A 14,372-nucleotide genomic window follows, 5' to 3' on the forward strand; every position below is an offset into this window, starting at 1 on the left:
CTGATAGCAAAAACATAATGAAAAAACACCGCACTTTGCGGTGTTTTTTTATTGGATGTAAAAATATGCTTTAATTAACATTAAAAGAGGGAAAAATATGCCTGTATTATGTCATGCCATTTCACTTGCAATGCTTTATTAAAGATTGTTTAATAAGATTGTTCTCATAATAAGCTTAAAAAAAACATAATGAACTAGTTTACTAGTACAAAAAATAAGTGTAGAGTAACAACATAATTAAACACAACATTTGAAAGCAAGAGAGTGATGTATGGCTAAAGAAAAAATTGAAATTGTCGTGGCAAACGATGATACGCGTATTGAGAAAGTCGATCAGGTTTTACCGCCCATTGCCTTATTAGAAAAATACCCCGCTAGTGAATATGCGGCTAAATTAGTAAAACAAACGCGTCATGAAGCACATAATATTATTCATGGTAAAGATGATCGTTTATTAGTGATTATTGGTCCTTGCTCTATTCATGATCCTAAAGCGGCAATTGAGTATGCAAACCGTTTAAAACCATTACGTGAAAAATATAAAGAGAGCCTTGAAATTATTATGCGTGTGTATTTTGAAAAACCACGCACAACGGTGGGTTGGAAAGGTTTAATTAACGATCCGTATTTAAATGATACTTATCGTTTAAATGATGGTTTACGCATTGCACGAAAATTACTTTCTGATATTAATGATTTAGGTGTGCCATCTGCCGGTGAATTTTTAGATATGATCACGCCACAATATGTTGCAGATTTTATGAGCTGGGGCGCAATTGGGGCACGCACGACTGAATCACAGGTTCACCGTGAGTTAGCTTCAGGTTTATCTTGTGCGGTTGGGTTTAAAAATGCAACTAATGGGGGCGTGAAAGTTGCTTTAGATGCAATTGGCGCAGCAGAAGCCCCTCATTATTTCTTATCTGTCACTAAATTTGGTCATTCTGCGATTGTTTCTACAAAAGGGAATGAAGATTGCCATATTATTTTACGGGGCGGTGATAAAGGACCAAACTATAACGCTGAAGATGTGGCAAAAGTTTGTGCGGATATTGAGAAGTCTGGTCGTATTCCACATGTTATGGTTGATTTCAGCCATGCAAATAGCTGTAAACAATTTAAAAAACAAATGGACGTTTGCCAAGATGTATGCAATCAGATTGCATCTGGTTCTAAACAAATCTTTGGCGTAATGGTGGAAAGTCATTTAGTGGAAGGCCGTCAAGATTTAGTTGATGGCAAAGCGCAAACTTACGGACAAAGTATTACGGATGCTTGCATTGGATGGGAAGATTCTGAAATTCTTCTTAAACAGCTTTCTGATGCGGTGATTGCTAGACGTAAAGTGACGAGTAATTAATTGAAATATAATCTAGATACTAGATAGAAGTGCGGTTGATTTTCACCGCACTTTTTTATTCGCCTTTAACTACGCAGCCCATTTCATTTTATCGCGACGTTTCATTTGATGAATCGTATTGGTTACGGTGCCGACAATGGGTAAATTCGACCAATCTTTTGTATTTATATTTGGTGTAGTGGAATCCAATGCCATGAAAAGGTAATTGCCGCTATGCGCCATAAATTCATAGACATGAAATTCGTTATTTTCTTCTAGCACAACAAGATCACCTGAATAAAGATCGTCATTTTTTTCGACGACTAGCATATCTCCACTTTCAATACCCCAAGCTAACATGTTTGGATTGGTGACATGAATAAAACAGGTTTGTTTGGGGCGTTTGACGCAATAAAGATTTAAGTCTAGTTTCTTGTTGAATTTAAGACTGTCATGCATATCACTGAAAAAAGGCAGTGGATTATAAGAAAAATCCATTTCATATTGTGCAGTCAATGTTTGGTTATTCATTCTCTTATCTCCTTTAGGATGATATGTATAAATTATCTGTTTTTATGTTTTTTTGTACAGTTTAATTGTACTGGTATTTCATACAGGGTGTCAATAGCTTAAATAAAAAATTTTTTTATAAGTATGTTTTTAAAAAATATCTAACAAATTTAGAAAAAAGTTCATTTATTGGATGACAAATAACAAAAAATATTTTCTTTCGATAAGAATTTACGCTATCTTTAATCTCCTCATAGGTGGATTGGCGACAATCTGAAGTTAAATTTATTAAAAAGAAAGATAAAAGTATGAACACATCTCGTTTATTTCGTCTGTTATTCCAGGGCAATTTAGTAAAAAGAATTGCAACTGGTTTAGTTCTAGGGATCATTATTGCGCTCGTTGGACCGGCACTTGAAGGTGCTTTAGGTTTTAATATCGCGGAAAAAGTAGGCGTTTTAGGTACCATCTTTGTTAAAGCGTTGCGTGCTGTTGCGCCAATTTTGATTTTCTTCCTTGTTATGGCTGCGCTTGCAAACCGTAAGATTGGTACGAAAAGCAATATGAAAGAAATCATTGTGCTTTACCTTCTCGGTACATTCTTAGCAGCGATTGTTGCAGTTATTGCGGGTTTCGTATTCCCAACGGAAGTGGTTCTTGCAACCAAAGAAGATGCAAGCTCTGCGCCGCAAGCTGTTGGCCAAGTTTTATTTACCCTTATTTTAAATGTGGTAGACAATCCATTAAATGCGATTTTCAAAGCAAACTTTATTGGTGTATTAGCATGGTCTATCGGTTTAGGTTTAGCATTACGTCATGCATCTGATGCAACGAAGAACGTATTATCTGATTTTGCAGAAGGTGTATCAAAAATTGTTCACGTCATTATTTCTTTTGCACCATTTGGTGTATTCGGTTTAGTGGCTGAAACCTTATCTGATAAAGGTTTAGTCGCATTAGGCGGTTATGCGCAGTTACTTGCAGTATTAATCGGTACAATGTTATTTACTGCTTTTGTTATTAACCCAGCATTAGTTTATTGGAAAATTCGTCGTAATCCGTACCCATTAGTATGGACTTGTGTACGCGAAAGTGGTGTAACAGCGTTCTTCACACGTAGTTCTGCGGCAAATATCCCAGTGAATATTGAATTAGCAAAACGTTTAAACCTTGATGAAGAAACTTATTCTGTTTCTATTCCATTGGGTGCGAATATCAATATGGCGGGCGCTGCAATCACAATCACAATTTTAACGTTAGCTGCGGTACACACATTAGGTGTGGAAGTCTCTTTTGTTAGTGCGATTTTATTAAGTATCGTGGCTTCTCTTTGTGCTTGCGGTGCATCTGGTGTGGCAGGTGGTTCATTATTATTAATCCCATTAGCATGTAGCTTATTTGGTATTTCTGATGATGTAGCAGCACAAATGATTGGTGTTGGTTTCATTATCGGTATTTTACAAGACTCAACTGAAACGGCATTAAACTCATCAACTGACGTATTATTTACTGCGGCAGTATGTATGGAAGAAGAACGTAAAAACGCAGCATAATGATGATGCAAATAACAGAGCGGGCTATGCCCGCTTTTTTTATGTGATTTTATATGCAAAGTGCGGTCTATTTTGATAGACTTCTGCCACGTTTTATTTCCCTACAAATAGGTAAGAAAAATGAACCACTTAATTATTTTTGCTCATCCTAATTCAGCGCATAGTTTTGGACGATCGATTGCCAATCGTATTGAGCAAATCAGTCAAGAGAAGGGTGTAAATGTATTTTTTCGTGATCTTTATGAAATAAATTTTAATCCAATTTTATCTCATGAAGAATTGCAGAATGCTAACAAAGGTATTATTCCAGAAGATATTCAGCAAGAGCATGATTTTATTCTTCAAGCGGATTTAATTACGTTGGTTTATCCCCTTTGGTGGATGGGATTTCCATCAATTTTGAAAGGCTATTTAGATCGCGTATTAAGCCATGGCTTTGCCTATAAAACGGAAAACGGCGAATCGGTTGGATTGCTCAAAAATAAGCAAATGCAGCAATTTATTACCATTGGTAGCAATCTCGATAAATATAGAGAATTTGGTGTGGATAAATCTCTCAATCATTGTTTAATTAATGGATTATTTAATTACTGTGGCATTGAAAATGTTGAGTTTGAATTATTCGGTAATATTCATTTAATTGATGATGAGGCGCGTAAAGCAATGATTGAATTTGCCGCTCAAAAAACAAAAGAAAAATTGACCGCACTTTTAAAGGAAAAAGCGTAATGTCTGAAAAACAAATTAATAATTTTTCATTAATTAGTCGATTATTCGGTAATCTTTTTTATCGTTCTCCTACCGATGAAGTACTTGCAGGCGCGTTTGCTTGGTTACAACAAAAAGGTTTGAGTCAAGTTTGGGCGTTAGATACTGATAAAGAAAGTGAATTAGCGCTGAATAGCCTACAAGCTAAAATTGATCTCGATTTATTGAACCAAGAGTATCAAAAATTATTTGCTACCAATGGTAAAGTTATGGCCTCTATTTCAACTTATGGCATTGATGTTGAAGAATTTATGAATTTTCGCCTTGTGCGCAATATGCCAGAGGTGGAAAGTGCGGATCATTTTGCTTTATTATTGCTCACAGCCTCTTGGCTTGAAGATAATTCGGATTCTTTAGTGGCTCAGCAAGAATTCTTTGAAACCTTTTTATTGCCTTGTGCAGCGAAGTTTTTAACTCAAGTAGAAAATCAAGCAACTTTGCCTTTTTATCGTGCATTAGCCCTTCTTACACGAGAAATATTGGCAGCGATGGCGGATGAATTAGAAGAAGAGTAGAGCAATATTTTGCCTTCCTCAGAGTTTCGAGGAAGGCAAGAAATGTTTTATAGATAGGTTACAAAATCTTTGGTATCGATAACTCGGCATTCGCGTTCTGCTTTCTCTATACCCGTGCCAATCATGACTAATGCAATCACACGATCTTGTTCACGACATCCGAAAGCTTCTCGTAATGCAGTGCCATTAATCCATTTCCCTGAAATCCACACATTATCAAATCCTTGTGCTTGTGCAGCCAACTGTATTCCGTAAGTTGCACAACCTGCACTTAGCATTTGTTCCCATCCTGGTACTTTTGCGATTGTAGGATCAACTTTTGCTACAACACCGATTACCATTGGGGCTCGATGGGCTAAATTTTCAGCTTTTTTTAATCGCTCTTCACCAAGATCAAATTCGATAACTGCAGCTTTAAGCAGCTTTTCCAATTTATTAAGTCCTTCATTTTCCATGACAACAAAGTGATAGGGTTTTAATTTGCCATGATCAGGTGCACGAATTGCTGCTTGAAAAATTTGTTCTAATTGTTCAGCATTGGGCGCTGGTGCGGTTAATTTTTTATTTGATTTTCTTGTGGTTAAGAGGGTAAGTGCATCCATTGTATTATTCTCTGTCAATAAAAGTGCGGTAGATTATAGCATAGTTTTTGACAAGGCTTTGTGATACGCTAGCGTAAATTTTTTAAAGGTAATTCGTATGTTTCGAGTATTAAAATTATGTTGGAAAGCGCTGTGTTTCATTCGTGATCTCGTGATGAATGTGGTGTTTCTAGGTTTTGTTCTATTGCTAATGGCGATTATTAGCTTTTCAAGTGGTGGAAAAAAATCTACAACATTAACAGAGGAAGGCGGCTTATTGCTAAATTTAGATGGTTATCTAGCGGATAATCGTGATGAAACACTTCGTTGGCAAGATGCGCTAAGTGAATTGAACGGTGAGTATGTACCAAGAAAAATTTCAACATTTGATGTTGTGTCAGCGATTGAGTATGCACAACAGGATCCTCAAATTAAAGGATTAGTGCTCGATCTTAATCATTTTGAAGGAGCTGATTTACCTGCTTTAGATTTTATTGGTGCAACGATTAATCGCTTTAAAGAAAGTGGAAAACCTGTTATTGCTTATGCAGATAATTATACACAGGGGCAATATTATCTAGCCAGCTTTGCGAACGAGATTTATCTTAATACAATTGGTCAGGTGGATATACATGGGCTGTCGCAAGAGAATTTATATTTTAAAGATATGCTCGATAAATTGGCTGTGACACCACATATTTTCCGCGTAGGAACTTATAAATCAGCGGTAGAACCTTTTATGCGCAACGATATGTCAGTTGAGGCAAAAACGAATATGCAGCGCTGGTTAAATTTAATGTGGAATCACTATACCTCAATGGTAAGCGAAAATCGTCATATTAAATCAAGTGATCTGTTGCCTGCGGCGAAACAATATTTAGCTGAATTGAAAACATTGAAAGGGGATTCGACACGCTATGCGCAAAAACGTGGTTTGGTGACCCATTTGGCAACACGTTTTGATTTAGAGAAAAAATTAACCACACTTTTTGGCAAAAATCCAGATGGGGAAGCTAATTTAGTCGCATTTGATGATTATTTAACACAATTCCCTGATCGTTTAACACCACAGGATAATTCGCCAAATAAAATTGCTGTAGTGAATGTGGAGGGTACGATTATTGATGGGGAAAGTGATGAAGAAAATGTCGGAGGAGATACTATTGCGCGTCTTTTACGAAAAGCTTATGACGATAAAGCTGTAAAAGCGGTAATTTTACGCGTTAATTCTCCAGGTGGAAGTGCATTCGCTTCGGAAATTATTCGACAAGAGGCTGAAAATTTACAGAAAATTGGTAAACCTGTTATCGTATCTATGGGAGCAATGGCCGCGTCGGGTGGTTATTGGATTTCATCTACTTCAGATTATATCATTGCCGATGCAAACACCATTACGGGTTCTATTGGTATTTTCGCGATGTTCCCGACTTTCGAAAATAGCATTAAGAAAATAGGCGTGAATGCTGATGGCGTTTCAACTACTGAATTAGCCAATACATCCGCTTTTTCTCCGTTAGCAAAACCAGTGCAAGATATTTATCAAACAGAAATTGAGCATGGTTATGACCGATTTTTAGAAATTGTCAGCAAAGGCCGTCAAATTTCAAAAACACAAGTAGATAAACTTGCTCAAGGTCAGGTTTGGTTAGGCAATGATGCATTCCAAAATGGTTTGGTAGATGAGATTGGTTCTTTTAATGAAGCAATCAATAAAGCTGAACAATTAGTGAATCAACGTCAAGAAAAAGCAATGGAATCTTTTAGCGTAGAATGGTTGATAGATGATGATAGCAATAGTTTTGTAAAGACATTATTACACGATACGAAAAAAACAACGCAACGTGCTTTTGCTAGCTGGATAGGGATCCCTGCTCCAATTCAAAAATTACAAAAGGAATTGAATGTATTAACTAAATTTAATGATCCTAAAGGACAATATTTGTATTGTTTGAATTGTGGAAGCGTGAAGTAAAATTTACGTTTATTATGTTAACAGCACAAGTTTAATACCTGTGCTGTTATTTTTTTGAAGTAAAATTATTCCACGATGCTTCCTTTCAACCACTTTCTCACCCAAGCTCGGTTAGCTGAAAGATTATGTAATATGGCTTCGCTTATTGGTAATGGCTCGCCATAAATGATTGAGGCTAAGGTTTCACCTAAGAGTGGAGCGGAGGTGAGACCTCGAGAACCTAAGGCGGCTGTTAAGAAAAGATTCTGAAAATTGGCCGCACTTTGAATAGGTTGTTTACGGCGGCGGAGGTTGAATAAATTGTAATAATCCGCTTGTTGCTCTTCAAAATGAGGTACGTTTCCAACCATTGGGGCAAGATCTCTTACGGAGCAGCGGATGCCTACACGAGCGAGATTACCTGATGTATCCACATCTTGAGTCCACGGTTGGGCGATATTTTGTTGGATTTTTTGTTGATTTTCTAGTTGTTCTTGTTCGCTAAAATGGCAATCAACATTATCACGAACATGGCTTGCGCCGATGCAATGTGAGGTTTTTAATTGATCGGCTGGGGTGAGATAACCATCATAACAAAGTACAGATTTTAGTTTGAGTAAGTTTTCCGATGTTGGGATTTGGCTGACTTGCCCGCGGATAGGGTAGAGCGGTAGCTTTTCTGTTTGAACAAAATCAGTAATTTTATATCCGTTCGCAAGAATCACGACTTCATGGTAGTATGTTTGGCCTTGCATATTTTCTAGTTCCCAACCTTTTTCTTGTTGAGAAAGTGCGGTAATTTTTTGTGAGGTTTTAATGATGACACCCTGCTTTTCAAGAAATGAAAAGGCATTTTGAACAAATTGTCTTGGTGCAAGCCAAGCCCCTTGTTCAATCCAACCGCCTTCGCAATTAAGCGGTAATCCTACTTTTTCACTGAGTTGTTCAGCATTCAGCATTTGGAAGATTTCGTTCGGCAAACCAAGCTGAGAAATCTTTGTTAATTTGACCGCACTTTTTTCGTTGTAAGCACATAGTGCCACGCCACAAAATTCGTGTTCAAACGCTATGTTTTGTGAGATTGCCCAATCAAGTAATTGGCGACCGTAACTGAAAGCGTGCAGGTAAAAATCAACGGTGAGCCCATTATCATCGCTAAGTTGAGGATAAAATGCGCCTTGTTTATTGCCTGAGGCATTGAGTGCTAGCGCTTCATCCTCACAATAAATAGTGACTTTTGCCCCACGTTTTACTAAGGAAATGGCAGCACAAAGAGAAGCAATACCACCGCCGATAATAGCGACATCTTGTTTTTCCATTTTTGCAGGCTGAGCAAGATACCAAGGTGTTGAAAGTGCGGTCGATTTTGATTCTATTTTTAGCCCACTTAAGCATTCTCGTTTCTTGCCGAAGCCTTTACGTTTTGTCACATTAAAGCCAGCGGATTCAAGTCCTTTTCTGACCGCACTTGCTGCGGTGAAGGTGGCAAAAGAACCATTGGGTTTCGTGAAACGAAACATCAGATTATAGAGATCATCATTCCACATTTCGGGATTTTTGCTTGGCGCAAAGCCATCTAAAAACCACGCATCAATACGTTCATTCATATAATCGCCAAGTTGTGGCAAGTTTTCTGATACATCACCAAACCATAAATCTAACGTTGTCTCTCCAAAATGAATACGATGGCAACCTAGAATCAATGAAGGCCAATAACGTTGCAAATGAGCGCTTAAATCTTCAAACTGTGGATAGGCAAGGTGCGCTTGCGAAAGTGCGGTTATTTTTAGCGGATATTTTTCAAAGGAAATAAAATTAAGGCGTTTTAAAGGATGATTCTCGTGTTGCTGGCGAAATTCACGGAATAATTGGGTTACCGCAAAGAAATTTAATCCTGTACCAAATCCCGTTTCAGCGATGACAAAATTAGCTTCTTTGTGTGTTATCCAACGTTCCCAAAGTTGATTACCTTGTAGAAAAACATAATCTGTTTCTGCTAATCCATTTTCGTTAGAAAAATAGACATCATCGAATTGATCAGAGATGGGAATATGGTTTTGATTGAAGTGAATCTCAGCATGTTGGACGCTAAAAGTCATTTTTTATTCCTTCCTTGCCTAATGAAATTTGCATATAATAACGCGATTTTCTGAACTGGTCGAACAAATGAATTATTGCTTGAAATATTTTTATTTCGTAGTAATTTTGAGCCGTTATTTTTATATATAAAACAATAAGGAAGAAGCAATGAGAAGAGCTGTAATTACAGGCTTTGGGATTATTTCAAGTATCGGTAACAACAAAGAAGAAGTATTGGCTTCATTAAAAGCAGGGAAATCAGGTATTGAAGTTGTGCCTGAGTTTGTGGAAATGAATATGCGTAGCCATGTTGCCGGAACAATCAAATTAAACCCAAGCGAGCACATTGATCGTAAAGTGTTCCGTTTTATGGGTGATGCAGCAGCTTATGCTTATCTTTCTATGCGTGAAGCGATTGAAGATTCTGGCTTAACAGAAGATCAAGTTTCTAATGATCGTACAGGTTTAGTGATTGGTGCGGGTACGGGTTCTGCACATAATCAGTTAGTGGCTTGTGATGCGGTACGTGGCCCTCGTGGTGTAAAAGCGATTGGTCCTTATGCGGTAACGAAAACAATGGCATCAAGTGTTTCAGCTTGTTTAGCAACACCTTATAAAATCCGTGGTGTGAACTATTCAATCAGTTCTGCTTGTGCAACCTCTGCACATTGTATTGGTCATGCGGTTGAGTTAATTCAATTAGGCAAACAAGATGTCGTTTTTGCGGGTGGTGCAGAAGAGTTATCTTGGGAATGTGCTACTGAGTTTGATGCAATGGGTGCAGTTTCAACTAAATACAATGAAACGCCAGAAAAAGCATCTCGTGCTTATGATGCAAACCGTGATGGTTTCGTTATTGCTGGTGGTGGTGCTGTTGTGGTTGTGGAAGAATTAGAGCACGCACTTGCTCGTGGTGCAAAAATCTACGCTGAAATTGTAGGTTATGGCGCAACTTCTGATGGTTACGATATGGTGGCACCAAGTGGTGAAGGTGCTGAGCGTTGTATGAAACAAGCAATGGCAACTGTCGATACCCCAATTGATTACATCAACGTACACGGTACATCTACACCAGTAGGTGACGTGAAAGAATTAGGTGCAATCAAAAATGTATTTGGTGATAAAATTCCAGCGATTTCTTCAACTAAATCAATGACTGGTCACTCTTTAGGCGCGGCGGGTGCACACGAAGCAATTTACACGTTATTAATGTTGGATAATGATTTTATTGCACCAAGTATTAATATCGAAACCTTAGATGAAGCCGCTGAAGGTTGCAACATCGTTACTGAGACGAAAGAAAATGCAGGATTGCAAACTGTCATGTCAAATAGCTTTGGTTTTGGTGGTACGAATGCAACATTAATTTTTAAGCGTTATAACGGTTAAAACGATTCTATGAAAAAAGCCACTTTCAATTGAAAGTGGCTTTTTTGTATAAATTAAAAAGAAAAGTTAAGCAACGATACCAAATTGTTCTTTCATTAATGCTTCAAAATCAGTGCAACCACCGATTGGTTTTTCATCAATAAAGATTTGAGGTACGGTTTCTACTGGTTTACCAACAGATTTTGATAAATCTTCTTTAGTAATGCCTTCTGCGTGAATATCCACATAACGATAGTCAAAATCAGCAACTTCGCCTTTTAATTTTTCAGCAAGGTTTTTTGCACGCACACAGTAAGGGCAGCCAGGACGACCAAAAATAACAACGAACATAATATTTCCTTTTTTGAGTTAAAAATTCTAGGCAATTCTACCTGATTTTTATCGTCTACATAAAGTGTTTTTATTCGTGTAATATACGGAACATCGTAGACAATGAGTTAAATATTATGAAATTACTAATGCTTTGCCGCGAACCTCGTCTTTACAGTTGCCAACGCTTAAAGGAAGCTGCTAAACGCCAAGGGCATGAGATGGATATTTTAGATCCGAATCGCTGTCTCTTAAAGCTCTCGCAAAATCCACGGCACTTTCAGATTTTTTATCAAGAAAATTCGGAGTCGAAACCTTATTTATTGCCTGATTATGATGCTGTTTTGCCTCGATTTGGCACAACGAGTACGCAAATGGGATGTTCAGTCTTACAGCATTTTGAAGGCAAAGGGACTTTTTGTTTAAATTCATCTCAGGCATTTTTAAATGCGCGTGATAAATGGAAAAGTTTGCAACTTTTGCTGAAGGCTGGTGTTCCTGTTCCCAATTCACTTTTAAGTGGCGGTGAAGTGCAAGCTCAGGCGACAATACCTCATATCAGTTCACCGACAATTTTAAAAACGTTAAATGGTTCACAAGGAATTGGGGTGATTTTGGCTGAAAAACCACAAAGTGCGGTGAGCATTATGGAAGCTTTTAAGCAAACCAATATATCTATGCTGCAGCAAGATTTTATCGAAGAAGCGGGCAATGCGGATATTCGTTGTTTTGTGATTGGCAATCAAGTTGTAGCAACGATGCAGAGAATTGGACAAGATGGTGAGTTTCGGGCAAATTGTCATCGTGGCGGAAAAACTGAAAAAATTACCCTAAGCGATGACGAGAAACAGATAGCCATTAGAGCAACAAAAGCCATCGGTTTAGATGTAGCTGGCGTGGATTTAATTCGTTCAAAAAATGGATTATTGGTTCTAGAAGTAAATGCAAGCCCAGGCTTAGAAATGATTGAAAAAACAAGCGGGGTTGATATTGCCACTCAGATAATTGCTTATGTCGAAACCGCTATAAGCTGTCATGTGAAATAGTATTACTGGTATATTTGATAATAAAAGCGCGTGTTTAGTATTCCACGCGTTTTTTATTAGTCAGATAAATTTGCGGCTATCATTGCTTGCCCTAAACTCAACCCGCCATCGCCCATAGGGTATTGATGGGCACTTAACACATTAAATTCTGCTAAATTTTCTTTTAATAGTTTGCGTAAGAGTTGATTATGCATCACGCCACCAGAAAGTACGATAGTTTTACAATGATGATATAGTGCTTGTTTCCGTGCTAATTCTGAAAAGCCTTGTGCTAAGGCATAATGGAAAGCAAAGGCTTTATTAGCTTTAGAAGTGTCGTAAGCAAGCCAGCTTTGCCAGAAAGTTGATAAATCTAATTGATTATCTTTAATTGCCATTTTAACGGGAATATTCATCGTGCTTTTGTTTTCTTTAATAAAATCAGATTGTGCAGCAAGCGCTTCTAAATGGCAAGCCGCCTCTCCTTCCCAAGAGAGTTTAGTCTCTGTAATCCCTAAACCATAGGCGACCGCATCAAATAATCTTCCTGCTGATGAGATGAGTGGTGAGTTAAGTTTTCGTTGAATAGCATTGGTGAGGGGCTCCCAAGGTAAATGAGAGCAAGTTTTTGTTGCAAATGTTTGGCAATGAGGAACAAATTGTTGTAAATGGGCGATCCAATTACGCCAAGGTTGAGTTGCTGCAAGATCACCGCCAGGTAACGCCACAGTAGGTAATCCACCAAGATGTTGGCAAGTTTCTCCCTCTACAAGCAAACATTCTCCGCCCCAAAGTTGTCCATTTGCGCCCATACCAATACCGTCTAATGCGATGCCAATAGCTTTTTCCTTGCAATGATGTTCGGCTAATACGGCTGTAATATGTGCATGATGATGTAAAACAGTGACATAAGGAATAGAAAATTTTTTTGCCAGATTTTTGCCTACTTTTGATGAAAAGTAGCCAGTATGAGCATCAATCGCAATTAAATCTGGTTTAAATTGATAAATTTGACAAAATAAATCAATATTATTTTCTAATTGTTGTTGTATCAGTTCATTCGCTGTGTCGCCAATATGTTGGCTGACAATGGCTTTATTTTGTTTGAGTAGGCAAAAGGTATTTTTAAGATCGGAACCCAATGCCAAAATATTTTTTTCAGTTTGGGTATTTAGGACAATTTCATCGGGTACATATCCTCTTGCTCTACGTAAGGTTTCCACACCGTCAAAGGCTACGCGAACTAAACTATCATCTGCGCGTTGTAAAATATCACGATTATGGCAAAGATAGAAATCAGCCAAATGACTTAATTTTTTTACCGCACTTTGGTTATCTAGTACGGGCGGTTCTCCACTTGGATTGGCAGACGTCATCACAAGTGGTTGATTTATCTCTCGTAAAAGTAAATGTTGTAATGGATTACTTGGTAACATAATGCCGATTTCATTTAGATTAGGGGCAATATTTTCTGCTAAATTCGGTACTTTATATTTATTTAATAAGACTATTGGTGCCGCTGTGCTAGTGAGTAATTTAATTTCAGCTGGCGTTAGGTTTTGTAGAAAATCTAAACTAGGCACCATTACGGCAAGTGGCTTGCTAGGTCGTTGTTTACGTTCACGTAATAATTGAACGGTATGAAAAGCTTGTGCATCACAGGCTAAATGGAAACCACCAATGCCTTTTATCGCAATAATTTTACCTTTTTTGAGTAAATCCGCAGTTTGTTTTAGCGCATTTTCATGCATTGAAAGTTGTTGATATTGATCTTGTAACCAAATGTGTGGTCCACAAACGTTACAAGCGTTAGGTTGGGCATGAAAACGACGATCTGCGGGATTTTTGTATTCATGCTCACAATCAGGGCAAAATGGAAAATCAGACATAGATGTATTTTTACGATCGTAAGGGATTTTTTTTATGATCGTAAAACGTGGGCCACAGTGAGTACAATTTGTAAAAGGGTAGTGATAGCGGCGATTTTGAGTGTCAAACAAATCAGCGATACAAGCAGAACAGGTTGCCGCATCAGGTACAATTTGGGTATCCATGTCATTATTTTCACTTTCACGGATAACAAATTCTGAAAAGTGTGGTAAATCCTCCCAATATTTTTCTTGCTGTTGGATATCCGTAATTAATGCTAAAGGAGGAAGTTTTGTCTGTAAGTCCTGTAGAAATGCAGTAAGAGTCTTTTCCTCTGGTTCGATAAAACGGATGAGTACACCTTGGCCATCATTATTGACATCGCCTTTTAATCCATATTCATTGGCTATAAGCCATACAAATGGGCGAAATCCCACGCCTTGTACTTTTCCTTTTATGCGTAATTCGATTCCTTTCATCATTT

At 37.8% G+C, this 14,372-nt stretch carries 12 protein-coding genes; 7 read left to right on the forward strand and 5 right to left on the reverse strand.

The window, feature by feature from the left end; translation table 11 throughout:
- Positions 1-271: 271 nt before the first annotated feature.
- On the forward strand, positions 272-1,360 hold the full coding sequence (gene aroG, locus C3V42_RS07840; RefSeq protein ID WP_106014191.1) for a 3-deoxy-7-phosphoheptulonate synthase AroG: 1,089 nt from the start codon (positions 272-274) through the stop codon (positions 1,358-1,360).
- 69 nt (positions 1,361-1,429) lie between these two features.
- Here the strand turns inward: aroG and C3V42_RS07845 are convergent, their stop codons facing one another.
- Entirely contained in the window at positions 1,430-1,870 is a 441-nt protein-coding gene (locus C3V42_RS07845; protein WP_106014192.1) for a LexA family transcriptional regulator, read from the reverse strand.
- A 287-nt stretch (positions 1,871-2,157) separates the two neighbouring features.
- Here C3V42_RS07845 and sstT point away from each other — a divergent pair, with 287 nt between their 5' ends.
- The 3 genes from sstT (at position 2,158) to C3V42_RS07860 (ending at position 4,685) form a co-directional block, all read left to right on the forward strand.
- Entirely contained in the window at positions 2,158-3,402 is a 1,245-nt protein-coding gene (sstT, locus tag C3V42_RS07850) for a serine/threonine transporter SstT (RefSeq protein WP_048953555.1), read from the forward strand.
- Positions 3,403-3,522: 120 nt separating this feature from the next.
- Complete coding sequence (locus C3V42_RS07855) at positions 3,523-4,131, forward strand: NAD(P)H-dependent oxidoreductase (protein WP_106014193.1); 609 nt, start codon at positions 3,523-3,525, stop codon at positions 4,129-4,131.
- Complete coding sequence (locus tag C3V42_RS07860) at positions 4,131-4,685, forward strand: molecular chaperone (RefSeq protein WP_106014194.1); 555 nt, start codon at positions 4,131-4,133, stop codon at positions 4,683-4,685. The genes C3V42_RS07855 and C3V42_RS07860 overlap by 1 nt, the downstream gene beginning before the upstream one ends.
- 47 nt (positions 4,686-4,732) lie before the next feature.
- On the opposite strand, the gene C3V42_RS07865 is transcribed toward C3V42_RS07860, so the two are convergent.
- Positions 4,733-5,287, reverse strand: a complete 555-nt coding sequence (locus tag C3V42_RS07865; RefSeq protein WP_106014195.1) for an NAD(P)H nitroreductase — start codon at positions 5,285-5,287, stop codon at positions 4,733-4,735.
- Positions 5,288-5,384: 97 nt separating this feature from the next.
- On the opposite strand from C3V42_RS07865, the gene sppA reads away from it, so the two are divergent.
- Positions 5,385-7,238 (forward strand): signal peptide peptidase SppA, encoded by a 1,854-nt coding sequence (gene sppA, locus C3V42_RS07870; RefSeq protein WP_106014196.1) that lies wholly within the window; start codon positions 5,385-5,387, stop codon positions 7,236-7,238.
- 65 nt (positions 7,239-7,303) lie between these two features.
- Here sppA and mnmC read toward each other — a convergent pair whose 3' ends face one another.
- On the reverse strand, positions 7,304-9,316 hold the full coding sequence (gene mnmC, locus C3V42_RS07875; protein WP_106014197.1) for a bifunctional tRNA (5-methylaminomethyl-2-thiouridine)(34)-methyltransferase MnmD/FAD-dependent 5-carboxymethylaminomethyl-2-thiouridine(34) oxidoreductase MnmC: 2,013 nt from the start codon (positions 9,314-9,316) through the stop codon (positions 7,304-7,306).
- A 148-nt stretch (positions 9,317-9,464) separates the two neighbouring features.
- Between mnmC and fabB the strand changes: the two genes are divergently transcribed.
- Positions 9,465-10,685 (forward strand): beta-ketoacyl-ACP synthase I, encoded by a 1,221-nt coding sequence (gene fabB, locus C3V42_RS07880; RefSeq protein WP_005633515.1) that lies wholly within the window; start codon positions 9,465-9,467, stop codon positions 10,683-10,685.
- 66 nt (positions 10,686-10,751) lie between these two features.
- Here the strand turns inward: fabB and C3V42_RS07885 are convergent, their stop codons facing one another.
- Positions 10,752-11,015: a GrxA family glutaredoxin gene (locus tag C3V42_RS07885; RefSeq protein ID WP_005628952.1), complete on the reverse strand. Its 264-nt coding sequence runs from the start codon at positions 11,013-11,015 to the stop codon at positions 10,752-10,754.
- A gap of 116 nt (positions 11,016-11,131) precedes the next feature.
- On the opposite strand from C3V42_RS07885, the gene C3V42_RS07890 reads away from it, so the two are divergent.
- A complete protein-coding gene (locus tag C3V42_RS07890) occupies positions 11,132-12,040 on the forward strand; it encodes a RimK family alpha-L-glutamate ligase (protein ID WP_106014198.1) in 909 nt (302 codons plus the stop codon).
- A 56-nt stretch (positions 12,041-12,096) separates the two neighbouring features.
- On the opposite strand, the gene hypF is transcribed toward C3V42_RS07890, so the two are convergent.
- The gene (gene hypF, locus C3V42_RS07895; RefSeq protein ID WP_106014199.1) at positions 12,097-14,367 is read right to left on the reverse strand and encodes a carbamoyltransferase HypF; all 2,271 of its coding nucleotides are present in this window, start codon (positions 14,365-14,367) and stop codon (positions 12,097-12,099) included.
- Between the last annotated feature and the right edge of the window lie 5 nt (positions 14,368-14,372).

It is taken from the genome of Haemophilus sp. oral taxon 036 (assembly GCF_002998595.1).
GTDB lineage: Bacteria > Pseudomonadota > Gammaproteobacteria > Enterobacterales > Pasteurellaceae > Haemophilus > Haemophilus haemolyticus_K.